This is a genomic window from Marinobacter sp. 1-4A, assembly GCF_016597725.1.
In the GTDB taxonomy this organism is placed as follows: Bacteria; Pseudomonadota; Gammaproteobacteria; order Pseudomonadales; family Oleiphilaceae; genus Marinobacter.
This window is the reverse complement of record NZ_VCGY01000002.1, coordinates 1-20,639: the sequence shown is the minus strand read 5'-3', so window position 1 is coordinate 20,639 and position 20,639 is coordinate 1. Positions and strand designations below refer to the sequence as shown.

Sequence of the window (20,639 nt, the reverse complement as noted above, 5' to 3'; positions counted from 1 at the left end):
GTTTCAGGTTACCTTCTTGATATATAGAAAACAGGACGTTAAGTGGCTTCTTTCCAATTAAAAGAACGTCTGCAGGCTGCAGAAAACTGGATTCTCGCAAATCCGAATCCGCCGCAAAGCTGGCCTTGGACTTGGCTGTACAAGGTTGGCCGCTCTGCTTATGCCTTGATACGTGATGTGATTAGCGGGCAGCTAACTCTGCACGCTATGAGTCTGGTGTACACCACGCTCTTAAGTATTGTGCCTTTGCTTGCCTTGAGTTTTTCGGTTTTGAAAGCACTGGGTGTGCATCAACGTATGGAACCCTTCCTGTTCCAGTTCTTTCAGCCCATGGGGCCTGAAGGCGTTGAAATGGCAGAGCGTATACTGGGCTTCGTGGACAACATGAAGGTGGGGGTGTTGGGCTCCGTCGGTTTAGGCCTGTTGGTATACACGGTGGTGTCGCTGGTTCAGAAAATCGAGCGTTCGTTCAATATGATCTGGCATGTGCCGGAGATGCGCTCCGTGGCCCAGAGGTTCAGCAACTACCTGAGCGTTATTATGGTCGGGCCGTTGTTGATGGTTTCTGCCATCGGTGTGAGCGCTACCATCTTCTCGTCATCTTTCGTTCAAACTCTGATTGCCATTGAGCCCTTTGGCTCGGTGATTCTTGCCGCCAGCCGCTTCACGCCGTTTTTCCTTGTGGTGGGCGCCTTCACCTTCGTTTACGTATTTATGCCCAATACTCGCGTAAAAGTTCGGTATGCGGCCATTGGCGGTTTGGTTGCCGGTGTTTCCTGGCAGGCTGGGGGTATGCTGTTTGCCTCTTTTGTAGCGGGCTCGGCTAAATACGCAGCGATTTATTCCAGTTTTGCGATCGGCATTATTATGCTGATCTGGATTTATCTGAACTGGATGATTCTGCTTCTGGGGGCAAGCCTTTCGTATTACCTGCAAAACCCAGGTTCCGTTGCTAAACGCAGCCATGTACAGCTTGCGCCAGAGTTGCAGGAAAAAATTGCCTTGGCCATGATGTGGCTTGTAGCGCGGCCCTTTAGCGAGGGCAAAAAAGCGCCGCAGCAGGAGGCTTTGGAACATGATTTGCGTGTGCCGGGCGAAGTAACCCGAGCCGTTAGCGACAAGCTGATTCGCGCAGGCTTATTAAGCCTTGCGGGGCCACAGGGCGATCAGCTGGTACCTGGGCGAGCACTGGACCTTATTACCGTAGGGGATGTGCTTAAGGTTGTCCGCCGCGATGAAGATCGTGTTGTTGACAGGCTGCCGCCAGTGTTCCCTGCTGACTTGCTTAACGGCGAGCGGGAGAACGAATCCAAAACATTTGCCGCTTTGTTGAAAAACGGGGCTGACACTAGCTCTGCTGGCTGAGCAGGGCTTTGATGGCAGTTCGCACTCGGCCGGTTTGTTCCGGCGTAAGATGAACGATGTGCTCCAAATCTTCTTCGGGGAGGTTGCGTTGGTGCGCATGTCGCAACACTTCACGACTACCTATTACCATGCCATCTACCAGCGCTGCTTGCTCCTGATCAGGCACAGGTCGCTCTGCCGACATTAGATACGCGTGGTACTTAGGTGGCAGGCCCCACTCACTGGCGATCAATTGCGAAGCAACCCACTGGTAGCGCGCTAATGCGGTACGAATCAACACAACATCCGGCTCCCCGCCACCACGCTGTGCCCGGCATATCTGCTGGAGCTCCCTGCGAATAGTGATATAGGAGAGTGCCGGTAAAAGCCCCACGGTGAAGTGGGCGCTTGCGTCCTCCCCTTGTAGCTTTGCGATAAACTCCGCCGCGCGGGCGCAGGTAAGGCCCCAGCGCCATGCCCGTTGGGCAAATAGGGCTTCGCGGCTATTGCGGGCCGCCATCATTGGCCGCATAACCGTTGCCGAAATCACATTCCGAATACCATCGATACCTAGAATGAAAACAGCCTGATCCACAGACTCGATGGTGGCGTCGCCAGTACGGAAATAGGGGCTATTGGCCACCTGCAATATCTGATCGGTTAAAGAGGGGTCTCCCAGAATAATCTGGCTCAGCTTTTGCCGGTCGCCGGATTCATCAGAAAGCGCCTTCATCAGCATGGGAAGTGTCATGGGCCGCCTTGGCAGCTCTTCCATTTTCCGGTTCGCGAGGCGGTGATCGAGCTCTTGAAGTGCTTGGTGTGACGGGGCTTGCTCGGAGCGAAGTTGAGCGGGGCCGGTGTCCAGAAGCCAGCAAAAAAGATTTTCCTCAAGCTGCAGGGACAAGCTTTGAGCATCTTCCGCTGCTATGGCGGGTTTTGTAGATTTTGAAGGATTAAATAGCCTTGCCTCAGAAACCGCAGGAGGTGTCGGCTTTTCCGTGACAAAAAAGCCTGCAATCCAGGAAAAGAAGCCTGGCATCCGTTGCCCCCAGGTAAACCAGTCGCGAAAGTGTACGTTCTTGTGTATTGCAGTATAGAGGCCCACTACCGCCTTGCACAGTCTAACCCCTGTGCGGCTATAAAATTTTTCAGACTAACACCTCACCAAATACAAAAACGAGTTGGCCAACACCGGCCGAAAAGCCGAGAAAAGCACCCACAAGAATCAGTTTAATCTCATCTTCTTGGAAGCAAGGGCGAAGTAAATCCTGAAACTCCTCCGAAGAGAGGGCAATCATACGCTCCACCATAATGGACTCAACGGCGCGGGCACGGTCTGTCTCAAACACAGGGTTGTTAAAGGATGTTTTCGATATCTCGATGGCTTTTTCACCCACCTGATTTTTTAGCGTGGCAAAGCCAGTGGGGCCGAAGGCCATTTGGGTGAGAGCTTTGCCCATACCGGCGGTTTCGTCCACCAGTGGCTTGATGTGCTTTTTCACCATGTTGCGGGCACGATCACCTTTTGGGCCTTCCAGTATGGCACTGATGATATTGCCAACCGTGAGGATCTCGTGGGTAATTATGTGGCAAAAAGACTGTGCCACTTCCGGCTGTCGCTTGAGGAACAGTCCCTGAATACGAAAAGGGCCGACTTTTTTGGGGTGCAAGGGGCGGAAGATAACGTTCAAGGCAATCCAGTTAGTGGCCCAGCCCACCAGCAAGCCGAAGAAGGGTAATACCCACCAGCTTTGATAAAAGTACCAAACGGTCATCTGGATAACACCGAACAGAAAACCGAAGTAAAGACCGGAGTTCACGATAAAGCGGAACTCTGCATCGCCGCACTCCAGAAAGATACGATTCAGCAGCTGCTTGTCGGCCGACAGTTTCTCAATGGTCATGGTTTTGATATCAAGCAGATCTTCGATGTTGTTGGCGATATCGTCGACTAGGTTGTCCACCAGATGCGGCGTGGATTTACGAACTCTGTCATAGACCATCTTTCGGGCAGAGGCAGGAAGGTTCTCCCAAAATGTGGGGTATTCCCGGAGCATCATTTCATCCACGTATTCTTCGATGCGCGGCTCTACCGAGTGGACAATGTGCGCGGCGAGCACTTTGGGATCAATCTGTTCGAATATTTCCCGTACGGTTCCGATTTTTGAAATGGTGGCGTCTACGGCAATGGCGGCCATTTTATGGGCTTTGGAGGGAATAATGCCCTGCCATCCTAGCAGTGGAGGTTTGCCAACAAACTCCAGTGGAAGGAAGGTCATTTTGATGGCAAGCCAGTTGGTGAACCAGCCAATGAGGGCTGCGATAACGGGAATACTGAGGTATTGCCAGAATTCTGGGTTGTTAAGCAGGCTTGTCATTCGGAGGTGCACTCGCTTTTTTGTTTATGTCAGCGGGGTGAAGCATGTTTCGAAGGCACCTGCCTGTCAATGGCCCTTTAACCCCCACGTGACGGCAGTTCGATCTTAGCTGCTCATATCGCCCCATAACCATTGGCACAGTGCAATGGCCGCCACGGGCGCTGTTTCTGTCCTTAGAACCCGTGGTCCCATGGCCATTGGTAGGAACCCTTCTTTCTCCGCCAGTGCGATTTCGTCTGCTGTAAGGCCGCCTTCCGGGCCGATCATTAGGGCAATGGTGCCGGGTCGGTTCATGGATTTCAGCGATTTTTCGGTGCGGTGGTGCAAAACCAAACGCAGGTCGCAGGTGCGGCTGTACTCCAGCCATTGCTCTACCGTCATAACCGGGAGGATTTCGGGAACTGTGGCGCGGCCGCATTGTTCTGCTGCACTTATCGCAACCGACTGCCAATGACGCAGGCGCTTGTCTTCGCGGTCGCCTTTTAGTTTTACCTCGCAGCGTTCCGTGGTGAGCGGCACAATGCGGCTAACGCCCATTTCCACGGCTTTCTGCACGGCGTAATCCATGCGATCACCCTTGGATAAGGTTTGGCCAAGGGTGATTTGCAAAGGCGATTCGGTTGGGTTGGCTTGCGGTGGGCCCACCAGAACTTGTACACGTTTTTTGCCCGCTTCCGTGATAGTAGCGGAGTAATCTTGGCCATCGCCATTGAACAGTTTCAGTTCCTGCCCTGATTGCATGCGCAATACGCGGCCAACATGCTGGGCGGCGTTTTCATCCAGATCTGCGTGATGTCCTTCGCTCAGGGGCGAGTCTGTGTAAATTCTGGGGATGCGCATGCGTATGTACCTTGATCAGTCCCTAACGGCTATGTTGATGCCTTCGGTCGCGACCTGTGCCAGATGGCGGATCTGATCTTCGGTAATGACGTAGGGCGGCATGAAGTAAACCACATTACCTAGGGGGCGAAGCAAGGCCTCGCGTGTTAGCGAGTGCTGATAAACGCGAACACCCCGCCGCTCCTGCCAGGGAAACGGTGTTTTTGAGGCTTTGTCTTTTACCATTTCCACCGCGAGGGTCATGCCGTGCTGGCGGATATCACCAACGTTGGGGTGGTCGGCCAGATGTGCCACAGAATCGGCCATGCAGGCTGAGAGCCGTCGGTTGTTTTCGATAACATTATCATCCCGAAATATGTCGAGCGTGGCGAGTGCCACGGCGCAGCCAATAGGGTTTCCGGTGTAACTGTGGCTGTGCAAAAAGGCTTTTAGGGTTTCGTAGTCGTCATAAAATGCGTTGTAAACGGTATCTGTAGTCAGAACGACCGAGAGCGGCAAATAGCCCGCGGTCAGTCCTTTTGAAAGGCACATGAAGTCTGGCGTGATACCGGATTGCTCGCAGGCAAACAGGGTGCCGGTGCGGCCAAAACCAACCGCAATTTCATCGGCAATCAGATGCACGCCATAGCGGTCACAAGCTTCGCGCAACTTTGTATGGTAAATCGGATGGTGCATGCGCATGCCACCTGCGCACTGGATGAGAGGCTCCACCACAACCGCGCAGATCTCCTCATGCTTTTCTGCCAATAGCTTTTCCATGGCCTCAAACTGGCGCAGCGCATAGGCTTCGTCGGTTTCGCCTTCTTCCTTGTTGTAGGCGTCAGGGGAGGGGGCGGTCAGCACTTCCATCAGTAATGGCTGATAGGTGTCCTTGTACAGAGCTACATCGCCAAGGGCCAGAGCGCCCAGAGTTTCACCGTGGTAGCTGTTGCTCAGGTTTACAAAATTCTTTTTGCCGGGCTTTCCAAGGTTTTTCCAGTAGTGAAAGCTCATCTTGAGGGCCGCTTCAATGGCCGACGAACCATTGTCGGCGTAGAAGCATTTGTTCAGGCCTTCGGGAGTCACCTCAATGAGCCGCTCGGATAGATTGACCACGGGCTCGTGGGTAAATCCGGCCAGAATAACGTGCTCTAACTCGCCAATTTGCTTCTGAATCGCTGCGTTGATTCTCGGGTTTGCGTGTCCGAATAGGTTCACCCACCAGGAGCTGACCGCGTCGATAAAGCGGTTGTTTTCAAAATCTTCCAGCCAGACGCCTTCACCTCGTTTGATGGGCACCAGTGGCAGAGTTTCGTGATCTTTCATCTGGGTACAGGGGTGCCATACGGACTTGAGGCCGCGGGCGACGAGGTCGGCGTTGCGCATAGAAAATTCTCCGATAAAGCGATGGTGCTGACGTAATTAAGTGATGGCTGTTAACCTTCGGCGATAATACAGTTAACAGCGCTGACTGACTACTGTGCCAATGGATATCGACAGGCAGGCCAATGCGCGCAACTGGCTCTGCATCGACAATTCCAGCATCAATAAATAGAGGCTTGTTAACTATGGAACTTCAACTGACCCACCCGTATCAGGCAGGCATTGGGCGAGTACTTGGAGCCTTCTTCGACAAGGACCACATCCTTGAGAAAAATGAGCTTTTGGGTTCTCGAAATGTGCGCGTGGCGGAGCTGGAAAAGGACGATACCTCTGCAAAACTGGTGGTTGAACGGCAGATGACAACGTCCGCAGAAGTGCCTGGCATGCTCTCGCACTTTCACCGTGAATGGAATAAGGTTCGGCAGGAAGAGCACTGGTTTCGCAAGAGCGACGGCGAATGGCACTGCGAGTTTCGTGTGCACATTGAAGGCGTGCCGGCCAAGATCAAAGGTATGATGAAACTGGAAGGCACCGAAGAAGCCTGCACCAATCATGTGACTTTGAATGTGCGATGCGATGTGCCGCTAATGGGCAAAAAGATTGCGGCGTTTCTAGCTGAGGACTCCCACGCTAAAATTGAGCGTGAGTACGAGACTATTCTTCGGTTGCTATGATTCGACTATTGAAGGCTCTGGCTCACATGTAGCTCGTTCGTTTTCATCTGGATATTCACAACTAAGCCCTCATTATCGAGGGCTTAGTTGGTTTGAGCTTTGCAAAATTCCGTATAAAAATCAGTGTGCCAACACTCTGGATAGAAACGCCTGAGTGCGCTCATTCTGAGGGTTGTCGAACACGTCGTCCGGCTTGCCTTGCTCCACAATCTGGCCTTCGTGAATGTAGATTACGCGGTCTGCCACTTCCCGGGCGAAGCCCATTTCGTGGGTGACCACCATCATGGTCATACCTTCTCTTGCCAATTCCCGCATGACATCGAGCACTTCGCCGATCATTTCAGGGTCCAGTGCAGAGGTGGGCTCATCGAACAGCATTAAGCGCGGTTCCATGGCTAGGGCGCGAGCAATGGCAACCCGTTGTTGCTGGCCACCGGAGAGGTGAGTGGGGTATTTGTCGGCTTGGCTGCCAATGCCCACCCGTTCCAATAGGCGCTCTGCTGTCGCGTTCGCCACTGTTTGTGGCGTGTTTTTGACCTTCTGGGGCGCCAGCATGATGTTCTTCTTAACCGTAAGGTGAGGGAACAAATTGAACTGCTGGAATACCATGCCTACTTCTTTGCGAATGTTCGAAAGGGCTTCTTGGTTTCCACCCTTTGGCGCAAGTTTTTGCCCTTCAACTTCCAAGTGGCCGGATTCGAATTCTTCCAAGCCGTTCACACAGCGAATCAAGGTGGATTTGCCGGAGCCACTGGCGCCGATAATGACCACTACTTCGCCCTGTTCTACGGATAAATCGATATCTTTAAGGACATGCAGTTTGCCGAAGTACTTGTTCATGCCCTTCATTTGTACGATATGAGTCATGTATCAGGTTCCTTCAGACAGAGGCCAGTCCGCGCCGTTCAACCAGGCGGAGAATCAGGGACAGTGAGAGGGTGATGGCCAGATACATAATCGCGACCACAAAATACACCTCAAAGGCGGTGAAGGTACTGGCAATATAAACCTGACCCTGACGAACAAGTTCGCCCACACCAATAACGGAGAACAGCGAGGTGTCCTTGATACTGACGATGGCTTGGTTGCCAAGTGGCGGAATCATACGCCGGAAGGCTTGCGGCCAGATGATAGACCAGAATGTTTGAGTGCGAGACAAACCCAAAGAAAGCCCTGCTTCCGATTGGCCTTTGTCGATGGACTGAACGCCACCGCGCACCACTTCGGAAATGTAGGCGCCCGAGTTAAGTGCAATTGCTGCAATACCCGCGGTTAGGGGGTCAATAGGGCCACCGATTAAATCCGGCAAGCCGTAGAAGATAAACAAAACCTGAACGAGAATGGGGGTACCACGAAAGATTTCGATATAGGCCGTTGCGGGCCATCTCAAAAACCATTTTTTGTTTATGCTCAGCAAGCCAAAGATGATGCCCAAGGCAAAGCCGATCATCAGGCCGCCAAAAGAAATCAACAGGGTATAGGGTATCCCTTTAATCAAAAAAGGGATGGAATTGATGGCTGCCTGCCAGTCAAATTGGAACTGGGAATCCACAGTGTGCGTCTCCGCAGGGTTGGAGTCAGAAGTCGCCGGGGCTAACTTGCCCCGGCGCTATACAAGGAACGGGCCTAGCGGCCCTTCAGCCTTTACTTGCCTTCAGGCATTGGGCCGAACCACTTTTCGTAGATGTTTTTGTAGGTTCCGTCTTCTTTCATTTCGGCGAGGGCTTCATTAACCTCGTCAACCCACTCACTGCCGTTCTTCAGTGCGATGCCGTACTGCTGGCCTTCGTACAACTTGCCAACGGTTTTGACTTTGCCTTCACCCTTGGTGCGGGCAAAGTAGCCGACGTTCGGAGCGTCGTAGAACACGGCGTCTACGGAGCGTGACATCAGAGCCATGTACATGTCCGAACTGCCCGGATACGGGGTTACACCGTCGTTTTTGTCCAGATTTTTCTTCAGGAAGTCGTAACTGGTGCTGCCGATTTTGGAGCCAACCTTTAGACCTTCAAGGTCAGAGATTTCGGTTACGTCGTTGTTGTCCTGACGAACCAGAATCCGCAGACCGGAATCGTAGTATGGGTCGGAGAAGTCAACGATTTTTTCACGAGCTTCAGTGATTGTGATGCCAGCAATCGCGATATCCACGTTACCGGTTTGTAGGGCTGGGATAATACCGTTGAAGTCCATGGTATTGATTTTGTAATCAAAGCCTGCGCGCTGAGCGACTTCGGCGATGATTTCCATGTCAAACCCAATCATCTCACCGGTTTCTTGATCCAACATCTCGAATGGAACAAAACTGGGGTCGGTAGCCACACGCAGGGTTTCAGCGCTAACGGCGCTAGCTGCTACGGTAAGTGCCAAGCCAGTACCCAGTGTTTTCAGCCATTTCGTGCTCATGCTTTCTCCTTTTCTTTCTTATTGAGGCTCCGCTTGCCCGATAAGGCAAACCGGGAGACACTGTTGGTGACCGTGACCCTCGGGGAGCATTAGTGGAACTGCATCACATACACTTTAGACTATGACTCAGGTGAGCGCCGAAAATCAAATGCTTGGAGGGTAAAACGCCCCCCTCTCCCCAACCCCTCTCCCGCGAGGGGAGAGGGGCTCTATGTACTCCCTTCCCCCGTTGCATGGCAGGCTCCCTCTCCCTCGATAGGAGACCGATGCTTAGGGCACAGGGAGTCAGTAAGCCGGGCTGGGAGTTGCCTTTTAGCCCCTCTCCCCTCGCGGGAGAGGGGCTGGGGAGAGGGGAATGCCTCAAAAAGCAATCTTCTCCCGCTCACTAATTCCAAGATTTTTCCAAATACTGATACTCGGCTCAGCCTGATTCAATGTATAAAAGTGCAACCCCGGTGCCCCGGCTTTCAACAGCTTTTCACACATCTCAGTAATCACTTCTTCACCGAACTTGCGGATGCTTGCCGTGTCGTCACCGTAAGCTTCCAGCTGCTTGCGAATCCAGCGCGGTATTTCTGCACCGCACATGTCGGAGAAGCGCACTAAGCTGGAGAAGTTCACGATGGGCATGATGCCCGGCACCACAGGAATGGTGACCCCAAGCTTTTCCAGCCGATCGATGAAGTAGAAATAGCTCTCCGGATTAAAGAAGTACTGCGTAATGGCGCTGTTGGCGCCAGCCTCCACCTTGCGGGCGAAGTTCTTCAGATCCTCTTCAGCATTACGTGCTTGCGGGTGGAACTCCGGGTAGGCCGCGACCTCCAGATTGAAGTGATCGCCGCTGTGTTCGCGGATGAACGCTACCAGCTCGTTGGCATAGCGCATCTCGCCGGATGCGCCCATGCCGGAAGGCATGTCACCTCGAAGGGCGACAATGCGGTTGATGCCATTCTCTTTATACACATCCAGCAGCTCTGCAATCTCTGCCCGCGTACCACCGACGCAGGAGAGGTGGGGTGCTGTGGAAATGCCCTGTTTGTGCAGGTTGAGCACGGTTTCAATGGTGCGGTCGCGGGTGGAACCGCCCGCACCGAAGGTGACCGAGAAAAAATCCGGGTTCACTTCGGCAAGCTGGTTACGCACAACCTGAAGTTTTTCCTTGCCCTGATCGGTCTTGGGCGGGAAAAATTCAAAGCTGAAGCGGCGTTTGAATTGCTTCTGGGATTGCATCTTGTTACCCGATTAGTACTTGTAGCTTTCTGGTTTGTACGGGCCTTCGACCGGTACACCAATGTACTGCGCCTGCTCCGGAGTCATCTTGGTGATGACGCCACCAAAGCCTTCAACCATGGCAAGGGCCACTTCTTCGTCCAGCTTCTTGGGCAGAACTTGAACATAGATGCCTTTAGCGCGGGCGTCTTCTGGCAGGTCTGCGAACTTGCGCTCGAACAGGTACATCTGCGCCAGAACCTGGTTGGCAAAAGAGCCGTCCATGATGCGTGAAGGGTGGCCCGTTGCGTTACCCAGGTTTACCAGGCGGCCTTCGGAGAGCAGAATCAGGTGGTCGTTTACAGCCTTGTCGCGGTAGATCACGTGAACCTGAGGCTTAACTTCGTCCCATTCCCAGTTCTTGCGCATGAACGCAGTATCGATTTCGTTATCGAAGTGACCGATGTTGCACACAACCGCGCCGGACTTCAGAGCCTTGAGCATGTGCGCGTCGCACACGTTCATGTTGCCGGTGGTGGTTACCAGAATGTCGGTGTTCTGTAGCAGAGCTTTGTCGACACCTGCTTCAGTGCCGGTGTTGATGCCGTTGATGTACGGGGAAACAACCTCGTAGCCATCCATACAAGCCTGCATGGCGCAGATGGGATCAGCTTCAGTTACCTTAACGATCATGCCTTCCTGACGCAGTGAAGCAGCAGAGCCTTTGCCCACGTCGCCGTAACCGATTACCAGCGCCTTTTTACCGGCCAGCAGGTGGTCGGTGCCGCGCTTGATGGCATCGTTCAGGCTGTGGCGGCAGCCATACTTGTTGTCGTTCTTGGACTTGGTAACGGCATCGTTCACGTTAATAGCCGGAACTTTCAAGGTGCCGTCGCGCAGCATTTCCTGCAGGCGGTGTACGCCAGTGGTGGTTTCTTCGGTAACGCCGTGGCAGTTGGCCAGGATTTCCGGATATTTTTCATGGAGCAGGGCAGTTAGGTCGCCGCCGTCGTCCAGGATCATGTTGGGTTCCCAGCCGTCTACGTCTGCGCCGATTGTGCGTTCAAGGCACCATTCGTATTCTTCGTCGGTTTCGCCTTTCCAGGCAAACACAGGAATGTTCTGGGCTGCGATGGCGGCAGCCGCCTGATCCTGAGTGGAGAAGATGTTGCACGATGACCAGCGAACGCCAGCGCCCAGTTCGATTAGGGTTTCGATCAGCACGGCTGTCTGGATGGTCATGTGGATGCAGCCCATGATGTTGGCGCCTTTCAGCGGCTGCTCGGCTTTGTACTTTTCGCGCAGAGCCATCAGGGCTGGCATTTCGCCTTCGGCGATTTTGATTTCTTTGCGGCCCCAATCGGCCAGGTTGATATCGCGGACTTTGTAGTCGTTGAAGTTGCTCATTGGTGTGCTCCGGTATAGTCAGTTTGGCCTGTAAAGTTGGCCGTTCAAATCGAGAATTCCGGGGATGAAGCCAAGCCTCCGTGGAACCGCTACGAGCACTTCCCTGTGCGCTTGTCTCCGGCCGTTCTTGGCCTACGACATTCCACGGAGGCTTGGCTTCATCCCCTTGATCATGCTTTGGCGTATGCGATCTTGAATACGCCAACAAATCCGTTAGATACCAGCAGCGTCTTTAAGAGCAGCTGCGCGGTCGGTTTTTTCCCAGGGGAAGGTGGTGAACGTTTTGCCAGCAACGGTCACTTCTTCCGGCTCGCGGCCGAAGTGGCCGTAGGCTGCTGTGGCCCGGTACATGGGGTGGAGCAAGTCGAGCATGTTGGTGATGGCGTAAGGGCGCAGGTCGAAGTTCTGGCGTACCAGTTCGATGATTTTGTCGTCGCCGATTTTGCCGGTGCCGAAGGTGTTTACGGAGATGGAGGTTGGTTGGGCCACGCCGATGGCGTAGGACACCTGAATCTCGCACTTGTCAGCCAATCCGGCAGCAACGATGTTTTTGGCAACGTAGCGGCCAGCGTAGGCGGCAGAACGGTCGACTTTTGAGGGGTCTTTGCCGGAGAAGGCGCCGCCGCCGTGGCGGGCCATGCCGCCGTAGGTGTCTACGATGATTTTACGGCCAGTCAGGCCGCAGTCGCCAACTGGGCCGCCGATAACGAATTTGCCGGTGGGGTTGATGTGGTACTGGGTGCCTTTGTGTAGCAATTCAGGTGGCAGTACGTTTTTCACAACCAGTTCCATGACGGCTTCTTTCAGGTCTTCTTGGGTAACGTCGGGGTCGTGCTGGGTTGAGAGTACAACAGCGTCGATTCCCACAACTTTGCCGTTTTCGTAGCGGCAAGTTACCTGGCTCTTTGCATCCGGGCGCAGCCAAGGCAGTACGCCGTTTTTGCGGGCTTCGGCCTGGCGCTCTACCAAGCGGTGGGCGAAGGTGATCGGAGCAGGCATCAGTACTTCGGTTTCGTTGCTGGCGTAGCCGAACATTAGGCCTTGGTCGCCCGCGCCCTGATCTTCCGGCTTTTGGCGGTCGACGCCTTGGGCGATGTCGACGGACTGTTTGCCGATGATGTTGATGATGCCGCAGGTGTCTGCGTCGAAGCCTACGTCTGAGGAGGTGTAGCCAATGTCTTTGATTACGCCGCGAACCAGATCTTCCAAGTCTACCCAGGCGCTGGTGGTGATTTCACCGCCTACGATGGCAACGCCGGTTTTTACCATGGTCTCGCAAGCTACGCGGGCATGGGGATCTTCTATAAGGATAGAATCCAGAACCGCATCGGAGATTTGGTCGGCGAGTTTGTCCGGGTGGCCTTCGGAGACCGATTCGGAGGTGAAGATGCTGTAGTCAGACATAGGTTTGCTCCTCTTTGAGCGTTTCGAAATCTTGCCGGTGGCTGAGTGATGCTGCAGTGCCGACGTAATTATCTGTTTCAGTTTTAGTGTGTGTAGGTATTTATACCTACGTCAATATCAAAGTTTTTTGATATTCCTTGTGAAGGCCCGGAATATCTGGGTTTAATGAAAATAAAATGAGAGATTGGCTATCTCAGCGGCAGTTGGGTTTTCCAGAACTCTCTCACCTGAATCTGGAAACCATTCCGCAATCCGATAAACAGCTGTTCGCCAGCTTTTAAGCCTGCCGCTGCGGCCCAAGCGGTGAGTTCTTCCGGCTCGAAGCCAAGCCATAAATCGCCGCAATTCTCTTTCGCCCAGTTTTGATCGTGCCTGCACAGGTCGCTGACCATCAGGCAGCCACCGTTGTTCATCAGCGCGGCGGCATCGAGAAAGATGTCGGCCGGGCTGGGTACGTGGTGCAGCACCATGTTGGCGACCACCAGATCAAATGCATCGCCCCGGGCCAGCAGGGTGTCGGTTACACCTTCGATCAAATCGATGTTGTTTAGGCGCTCGTCAATGCAGGTGCGCGTTGCCTTGGCGAGCATGTCGCGGCTGTTGTCCAGCGCGACAACGTGTTCGCAGAGTTCGGACAATACCGGTAGAAAACCGCCTTCACCAGGGCCGATTTCCAGTGCCGTTTGCCACAAGGTTTTTCGCGTACGCTTGCGAATCATGTCCGCTACAGGTGCGGCGTACAGGTCAAAGGCAGCAATCAACTCTTGCTGTTCCCGGAACTGCTCTGAGTGCCGGGAGAAAAACGCCTGTGACTGGTCGGCCCGTTGATTGCGGATGGCTTCAATCTTGTCTTGTAAGTGCGCTGGTAGGGGCGCGCTGTCTACTGCTTCAAAAATCTGGCGAATGGTCAGATCTGTTGGCTTTTCGTTGTCCAAATGTAGCGGGCGACGGTAAAAAATGGCGTTACCTTCACGCTGTGGCTCCACCAGACCTGCCTTATGCATCACTTTTAGATGGTGGCTCATGCCAGACTGGCGCATATCGAATAACTGGCTCAATTCCAGCACGCCAAAGGTATCGCGACGCAGCACACGCAACACTTCCAGCCGCAATGGGTCGCCGCTTGCCTTGTAGATGGGGGCAAGTACGTCCACGGAGGAAATTTGGTTAACGTGTGCATTTAAAGTTGTCATGGTTGCGGAGTGTATGTGGGTTGGAGTGCTCAATCAATAGGCATATCAAAGTTTTTTGATATAGATTTATCATTCTTTGAAATCAGTCTCTTTCGGCAATCTCATCGTGAATATTTACACAGAAGCGGCACGTCGATTTGCCCAGGCACACCCTAATCGGCGAAAATACGCGCCTTATTTTTGAGCAGCTTTTTATCGCCCTGTAAAAAGCTCTGGATTGCACCCTATTTCCTTGAAAAAACAGTGGAGAAACGTCAATGCCCTCTCGTAAAGATCTCGCCAACGCCATTCGCGCGCTGAGCATGGATGCGGTTCAGAAAGCCAAATCCGGCCACCCGGGTGCGCCCATGGGCATGGCGGATATCGCCGAGGTGCTGTGGAACGATTACCTAAGCCACAACCCAGCGAACCCGCAGTGGGCCAATCGCGACCGTTTTGTGCTTTCCAACGGCCATGGCTCCATGCTGCAGTATTCCTTGCTGCACCTGAGCGGTTACGACGTTTCTATTGACGACATCAAGAACTTCCGGCAACTGCATTCAAAAACTCCGGGCCACCCTGAATACGGCTACACCCCGGGTGTTGAAACCACCACAGGCCCGCTGGGGCAGGGTATTGCCAACGCAGTGGGCTTTGCGCTTGCAGAGAAAACACTGGCGGCGCAGTTTAATCGCCCGGGCCATAATGTTGTTGATCACTACACCTATGCCTTCCTCGGCGATGGCTGCCTGATGGAAGGCATCTCCCACGAGGTATCGTCACTTGCCGGCACTCTGGGCCTTGGTAAGCTGATTATGTTCTACGACGACAACGGCATTTCCATCGATGGAAAGATTGAAGGCTGGTTTACCGATAACACGCCGCAGCGTTTTGAGTCCTACGGCTGGCAGGTCATCCCGGATGTAGATGGTCACGATGGCGATGCAGTGCGTGATGCGGTTGAGCAGGCGCGTGCCAACACCGATCAGCCCACACTCATCTGCTGCAAAACAGTTATCGGTTTCGGTTCTCCCAACAAGCAGGGCAGCGAATCTTCCCACGGCGCGCCTCTGGGTGACGACGAAATTGCACTGACCCGCGAAGCGCTGGGTTGGGCGCATGGCCCGTTTGAAGTTCCAGCCGACATTTACGCCGCTTGGGACGCCAAAGAAAAAGGCGCCAAGGCAGAAAGCGATTGGAATGAAACCTTCGCAGCCTATGAAAAAGCTGAGCCAGAGCTGGCGGCTGAACTGAAGCGCCGTATGGCGGGCGAACTGCCAGCCGACTTCTCTGAAAAAGCTCAGGCTTACATTCAGGAATGCCAGGATAAGAGCGAGACCGTTGCGAGCCGCAAGGCTTCCCAGAACACCCTGAACGCTTACGGCCCATTGCTGCCAGAATTGCTGGGCGGTTCTGCAGATTTGGCTGGCTCTAACCTAACTATTTGGAGCGGCTCAAAAGGTGTCACTAAAGAAGACGCCAGCGGCAACTACATCTATTACGGAGTGCGCGAGTTCGGTATGGCCGCCATCATGAACGGCGTCGCCTTGCACGGTGGTTTCGTACCCTATGGCGCGACCTTCCTAATCTTTATGGAATACTGCCGCAACGCCGTGCGCATGGCTGCACTGATGAAGCAGCGTTCCATCTACGTATTCACCCACGATTCTATTGGCTTGGGCGAAGACGGCCCAACTCACCAGCCCATCGAGCAGCTTGCAAGCCTGCGTACTACGCCAAACATGAGCACCTGGCGCCCGGCCGACGCGGTAGAATCCGCCGTGGCTTGGAAATCTGCTATCGAGCGCACAGATGGCCCAACGGCTTTGATCTTCTCCCGTCAGGGCTTGCCCGGGCAGGCGCGTGATGCACAGCAATTGGCAGATGTGGCGAAAGGCGGCTACGTGCTGACAGACAGCGAAGGTGAGCCAGATCTCATTCTGATTGCCACCGGTTCGGAAGTTGGTTTAGCGCAAGACACCGCTGCCAAACTGCGAGAGCAGGGCAAGAAAGTGCGCGTTGTTTCCATGCCCTCCACCGACGTATTCGATGCCCAGAGCGCTGAATACAAGCAACAGGTATTGCCAATCGAAGTCACCAACCGCATTGCCATTGAAGCGGCCATTGCTGACTACTGGTACAAGTATGTGGGCCTGAACGGTCGCGTTGTGGGCATGACTACTTTTGGTGAGTCTGCACCTGCTGGCGAGTTGTTCAAAGAGTTCGGCTTTACCGTGGAAAACATTCTGGAAGTGGCCTCGGAACTGCTGGACGCCTAATGACAGACTCCGTGCCCTTTCGTATTGCGATCAACGGGTATGGCCGTATTGGCCAGTGCGTGTTGCGTGCCCTATACGAAAACGGTTTTCGCGATCACCTGCAGGTGGTCGCGATTAACGAGCTTTCTGATATCGACACCATTGCGCACCTAACCCGGTACGATTCCACCCATGGCCGGTTCTCCGGAAGTATTGCGGTGCAAGGGCAGGACCTGATCATTAATGGCGATGCCATTCGCGTGCTCCGGCATTCCGACCCGGCAGAGTTGCCGTGGAGTGAGCTGGATATTGATCTGGTGCTGGAATGTTCGGGCGCTTATTCAGACCGAGCTACGGCCGAGTTGCACCTGCAAGCGGGCGCGAAACGCTTACTGTTTTCCCAGCCCGCCGAATCCGATGTAGATCGCACCGTTGTCTTTGGCATCAACGATGCAGACATTTCGGAAACTGATCGTATAGTGGCGGCAGGTTCCTGTACCACTAATTGCCTAGTACCGGTGATTACTGTATTGGATAAGGCGTTTGGTGTGGAGCAGGGCAGCACCACCACCATTCACGCCGCCATGAACGACCAGCCGGTGATCGACGCCTACCACCATCAAGATCTGCGCCTCACGCGTAGCGCGCTCCACAACATAGTGCCTGTGGATACAGGTTTGGCGCGGGGCGTTGAACGGCTGCTCCCGCACATGGAAGGGCGCTTCAGCTCGGTAGCCCTACGCGTACCCACCATGAACGTATCCGCCATCGACATGGTGTTTAACGTTCGAGAGGCCACCGACGTGCCCTCGGTAAACCGCGTATTGAAAGAAGCTGCAAGCGGCCAGTTAAAAGGCATACTCGGCTACACCGACGAACTGCTGGCCAGCTCAGACTTCAACCACGACTCCCACTCCGGCGTAGTAGACGGCGGCCAAACCCGAGTCACCCGGGGTACCATGGTGAAAGTACTGTGCTGGTTTGATAACGAATGGGGATTTGCCAGCCGCATGCTGGATGTAAGCCAAAGTTGGCTGTCGCGTACCTAAACTCTTTGCCAATTAATTGAATTAACGGAACCCAGATCATGGCCATCAAAAAAATGACCGACCTGAACCTCGCTGGCAAGCGGGTTCTGATCCGCGAAGACCTTAACGTACCCGTCAAAAACGGCGCGGTTTCCAGCGATGCTCGCATCCGCGCCTCCCTGCCCACCATCAAGGCAGCAAGAGATGCGGGTGCTAAAGTCATGCTGATGTCCCATCTGGGCCGCCCGGAAGAAGGCGTGTATGACGAAGCCGCCTCCCTCAAACCCGTAGCCGACAACCTCACCCAAGCCTTGGGGCAGGAAGTACGCCTGATTAAAGACTACCTCGGTGGCGTTGAAGTAGCTGACGGCGAAGTAGTGCTGTTTGAAAACGTTCGCTTCAACAAGGGCGAAAAGAAAGACGACGAAACTCTGGCCAAGCAATACGCGGCCCTGTGCGACGTTTACGTGATGGACGCCTTCGGAACAGCCCACCGCGCCCAAGCTTCTACCCACGGCGTTGCCCGCTTTGCACCAGAAGCTTGCGCTGGTCCCTTGCTGGCGGCGGAACTGGATGCACTAGGCAAAGCGCTGGATAACCCCGCCAAGCCGGTTGTAGCCATTGTTGGCGGCGCCAAAGTCTCTACCAAACTTGACGTACTCAACGCCCTTGAAAAAGTGTGTGACCAAATCATTGTAGGTGGCGGCATCGCCAACACCTTTTTGGCCGCAGCAGGCCACCCCGTGGGCAAATCCCTGTGCGAGCACGAGTTGCTGGAAACCGCCAGAGACATCGCCTCCCGCGTGAACATCCCGCTGCCGGTAGACGTAGTGGTTGCCGGCGAATTCGCTGAAAGCGCAACAGCCACCATACGGAACATATCCGACGTTACAGCAGACGACATGATCCTAGACGTAGGCCCGGAAACCGCAGGCCAATTCGCCGAGCTGCTCAAGAACGCAAAAACCATTCTATGGAACGGCCCGGTAGGCGTATTCGAGTTTGATCAGTTTGGCAACGGCACCAAAACTTTGGCTGAAGCCATCGCCGAAAGCGATGCCTTCTCACTGGCTGGCGGCGGAGACACAGTGGCTGCCGTTGACAAATACGGCATAGCTGACAAGATCTCGTATATTTCCACCGGTGGTGGCGCCTTTCTGGAGTTTGTGGAAGGCAAAGTGCTGCCAGCGGTAGCCGTACTGGAAGAGCGCGGCGCGTAAAGGCGCCAACCCAGATCTGGATTCGCAAGGCTGGTTTGGTGGCGCTTTCCGGGACTGTCGGCAGCAAGGACGCTGCCGTCAAGCGTACAAGGAAGTATTTACAGCGTGTCCCGAAAAGCGCCACCACACCTGCCGCAGCAGGCTCCAATTTTCAGAAGCCTGCGCCAAAAAATTAATCACGATTGCCCAAACTGTTATTTAAACAAGGAGACAACCAAATGGCCCTGATTTCGCTGCGGCAAATGCTGGATCACGCCGCCGAGCACGGTTACGGTGTGCCAGCCTTTAACGTAAACAATCTGGAACAGATGCGCGCCATCATGGAAGCCGCCGACAAAACCGACTCCCCGGTTATTGTTCAAGCCTCTGCCGGTGCTCGTAAATACGCCGGAGCCCCCTTCCTGCGCCACCTGATCCTCGCGGCCATTGAAGAATGGCCACACATCCCGGTGGTCATGCACCAGGACCACGGCACCAGCCCCGCAGTGTGCCAGCGCTCCATCCAGCTGGGCTTCAGCTCGGTAATGATGGACGGGTCACTGGGTGAAGACGGCAAAACGCCCATGGATTACGACTACAACGTAGACGTAACCCGCCGCACCGTAGAAATGGCCCACGCCTGTGGCGTATCCGTAGAAGGCGAGCTGGGTTGCCTAGGCTCTCTGGAAACCGGCCAAGCCGGTGAAGAAGACGGCATTGGCGCCGAAGGCACTCTGGACATGAGCCAAATGCTCACCGACCCAGAAGAAGCCGCCGACTTCGTGAAAAAGACCCACGTAGACGCACTGGCCATCGCCATAGGCACCAGTCACGGTGCCTACAAGTTCACCCGCCCACCTACGGGCGACATCCTAGCCATCGAACAGATCAAAGCCATCCACAAACGCATTCCAGACACCCACCTGGTTATGCACGGCTCCAGCTCTGTACCCCAAGAGTGGCTGAAGGTTATCAACGAATACGGCGGCGAAATTCCCGAAACCTACGGCGTACCGGTTGAGGAAATTGTAGAAGGCATCAAACACGGTGTGCGCAAAGTAAACATCGACACCGACTTACGCCTCGCCAGCACCGGCGCAGTGCGCCGCTTCCTAGCCCAAAACCCGGCCGAATTCGACCCGCGCAAATTCCTGCAGGCCACCATGGTAGCCATGACAGACATCTGCGTAGCTCGTTACGAAGCGTTTGGATGTGCTGGCAATGCAAGCAAGATCAAACCGATTAGCTTGGATCGTATGTTTGAGCGTTATGCTTCTGGTGAGCTAGACCCGAAAGTTAAGTGAGTTTTTAGTTAAACAGCCCCGGGTGCTTTCCCGGGGCTGTGCATTCACCCCTTCGTATCCCCTCCTTGCTACCCAGCAATGACTCACTGATCGCAACCAAAACGGGTGTCAGCTCTCTGCCACCCACTCAAAATGACAAAGTTTTGCACAAGGCAAAGGAAAGTCGATTAACGATGGGCTAATGTAGTTAACTACATGTTATGGACGCACCGATGGTTAAGGACAACGGCCTATGATCTCTTCAGCACTAATCCTGCCCCCTCTTCGCAACTACTGGCATTTGCTCCTCTACGCTGTTGGGCCTCGCTTTGCCGTGCGTGATGGTTGCTGCTTAGAGCCTGTTCAATGCGGCTGCGTCATCGAAGGAGGGGGCGGTGGTGATGCAATAATGAAGATGTCACGCGATTACATATCTGGAAAGCTTGAAGGTTTATAGGTTATTGTTATAAGTAATATTTTTTTGTTTGGGTTAGGAAAGGCTGAGTGAAATGTGGAGGTCACGTTTGTGCTGTGAAAGTTACATCCACCTAACCACTGTTATGCAATATAGGGAAATCACGGTGTCTATATGATGGAAGTTGAAGAGGTTTGGGGCAAAGATACAAAATCATGCGAAGGTAGCTCAATCGTAGCCATTGAAATTGTAACTTTGGCTCA

At 54.0% G+C, this 20,639-nt stretch carries 17 protein-coding genes; 6 read left to right on the top strand and 11 right to left on the bottom strand.

Annotated features, from left to right (window positions below; translation table 11 throughout):
- Positions 1-42 precede the first annotated feature (42 nt).
- The gene (locus tag FE845_RS03830) at positions 43-1,365 is read left to right on the top strand and encodes a YihY/virulence factor BrkB family protein (RefSeq protein ID WP_200361889.1); all 1,323 of its coding nucleotides are present in this window, start codon (positions 43-45) and stop codon (positions 1,363-1,365) included.
- On the opposite strand, the gene FE845_RS03825 is transcribed toward FE845_RS03830, so the two are convergent.
- From FE845_RS03825 to FE845_RS03810, 4 genes are all read right to left on the bottom strand, one after another.
- Positions 1,349-2,383: an HDOD domain-containing protein gene (locus FE845_RS03825; RefSeq protein WP_200361888.1), complete on the bottom strand. Its 1,035-nt coding sequence runs from the start codon at positions 2,381-2,383 to the stop codon at positions 1,349-1,351. The two genes, FE845_RS03830 and FE845_RS03825, sit on opposite strands and share 17 nt — an antisense overlap.
- A 109-nt stretch (positions 2,384-2,492) precedes the next feature.
- A complete protein-coding gene (locus FE845_RS03820) occupies positions 2,493-3,722 on the bottom strand; it encodes a DUF445 domain-containing protein (protein WP_200361887.1) in 1,230 nt (409 codons plus the stop codon).
- Between the two features lie 105 nt (positions 3,723-3,827).
- Positions 3,828-4,562: a 16S rRNA (uracil(1498)-N(3))-methyltransferase gene (locus FE845_RS03815; RefSeq protein ID WP_200361886.1), complete on the bottom strand. Its 735-nt coding sequence runs from the start codon at positions 4,560-4,562 to the stop codon at positions 3,828-3,830.
- 15 nt (positions 4,563-4,577) lie between these two features.
- Positions 4,578-5,927: an adenosylmethionine--8-amino-7-oxononanoate transaminase gene (locus FE845_RS03810; RefSeq protein ID WP_200361885.1), complete on the bottom strand. Its 1,350-nt coding sequence runs from the start codon at positions 5,925-5,927 to the stop codon at positions 4,578-4,580.
- 182 nt (positions 5,928-6,109) lie between these two features.
- Between FE845_RS03810 and FE845_RS03805 the strand changes: the two genes are divergently transcribed.
- On the top strand, positions 6,110-6,598 hold the full coding sequence (locus tag FE845_RS03805) for a DUF2505 domain-containing protein (protein ID WP_200361884.1): 489 nt from the start codon (positions 6,110-6,112) through the stop codon (positions 6,596-6,598).
- Positions 6,599-6,718: 120 nt separating this feature from the next.
- Here the strand turns inward: FE845_RS03805 and FE845_RS03800 are convergent, their stop codons facing one another.
- The 7 genes from FE845_RS03800 to FE845_RS03770 form a co-directional block, all read right to left on the bottom strand.
- Entirely contained in the window at positions 6,719-7,465 is a 747-nt protein-coding gene (locus FE845_RS03800) for an amino acid ABC transporter ATP-binding protein (protein ID WP_200361883.1), read from the bottom strand.
- A gap of 13 nt (positions 7,466-7,478) precedes the next feature.
- Positions 7,479-8,150, bottom strand: coding sequence for an amino acid ABC transporter permease (locus FE845_RS03795; protein ID WP_200361882.1), 672 nt, complete (start codon positions 8,148-8,150; stop codon positions 7,479-7,481).
- A gap of 92 nt (positions 8,151-8,242) precedes the next feature.
- The gene (locus tag FE845_RS03790) at positions 8,243-9,001 is read right to left on the bottom strand and encodes a transporter substrate-binding domain-containing protein (protein ID WP_200361881.1); all 759 of its coding nucleotides are present in this window, start codon (positions 8,999-9,001) and stop codon (positions 8,243-8,245) included.
- 360 nt (positions 9,002-9,361) lie between these two features.
- Positions 9,362-10,231: a methylenetetrahydrofolate reductase [NAD(P)H] gene (metF, locus tag FE845_RS03785; protein WP_200361880.1), complete on the bottom strand. Its 870-nt coding sequence runs from the start codon at positions 10,229-10,231 to the stop codon at positions 9,362-9,364.
- A gap of 12 nt (positions 10,232-10,243) precedes the next feature.
- Positions 10,244-11,617, bottom strand: coding sequence for an adenosylhomocysteinase (ahcY, locus tag FE845_RS03780; RefSeq protein WP_200361879.1), 1,374 nt, complete (start codon positions 11,615-11,617; stop codon positions 10,244-10,246).
- 213 nt (positions 11,618-11,830) lie between these two features.
- Complete coding sequence (gene metK, locus FE845_RS03775; RefSeq protein WP_200361878.1) at positions 11,831-13,021, bottom strand: methionine adenosyltransferase; 1,191 nt, start codon at positions 13,019-13,021, stop codon at positions 11,831-11,833.
- Between the two features lie 188 nt (positions 13,022-13,209).
- Complete coding sequence (locus tag FE845_RS03770; RefSeq protein WP_200361877.1) at positions 13,210-14,214, bottom strand: metalloregulator ArsR/SmtB family transcription factor; 1,005 nt, start codon at positions 14,212-14,214, stop codon at positions 13,210-13,212.
- Between the two features lie 257 nt (positions 14,215-14,471).
- On the opposite strand from FE845_RS03770, the gene tkt reads away from it, so the two are divergent.
- The 4 genes from tkt (at position 14,472) to fba (ending at position 19,982) form a co-directional block, all read left to right on the top strand.
- Positions 14,472-16,472, top strand: a complete 2,001-nt coding sequence (gene tkt / locus FE845_RS03765) for a transketolase (protein WP_200361876.1) — start codon at positions 14,472-14,474, stop codon at positions 16,470-16,472.
- Entirely contained in the window at positions 16,472-17,500 is a 1,029-nt protein-coding gene (locus FE845_RS03760; protein ID WP_200361875.1) for a type I glyceraldehyde-3-phosphate dehydrogenase, read from the top strand. Before tkt ends, FE845_RS03760 begins: the two co-directional genes overlap by 1 nt.
- A gap of 38 nt (positions 17,501-17,538) precedes the next feature.
- A complete protein-coding gene (locus FE845_RS03755; protein ID WP_200361874.1) occupies positions 17,539-18,699 on the top strand; it encodes a phosphoglycerate kinase in 1,161 nt (386 codons plus the stop codon).
- A 218-nt stretch (positions 18,700-18,917) separates the two neighbouring features.
- Positions 18,918-19,982 (top strand): class II fructose-bisphosphate aldolase, encoded by a 1,065-nt coding sequence (gene fba, locus FE845_RS03750; protein ID WP_200361873.1) that lies wholly within the window; start codon positions 18,918-18,920, stop codon positions 19,980-19,982.
- Positions 19,983-20,639 lie beyond the last annotated feature (657 nt).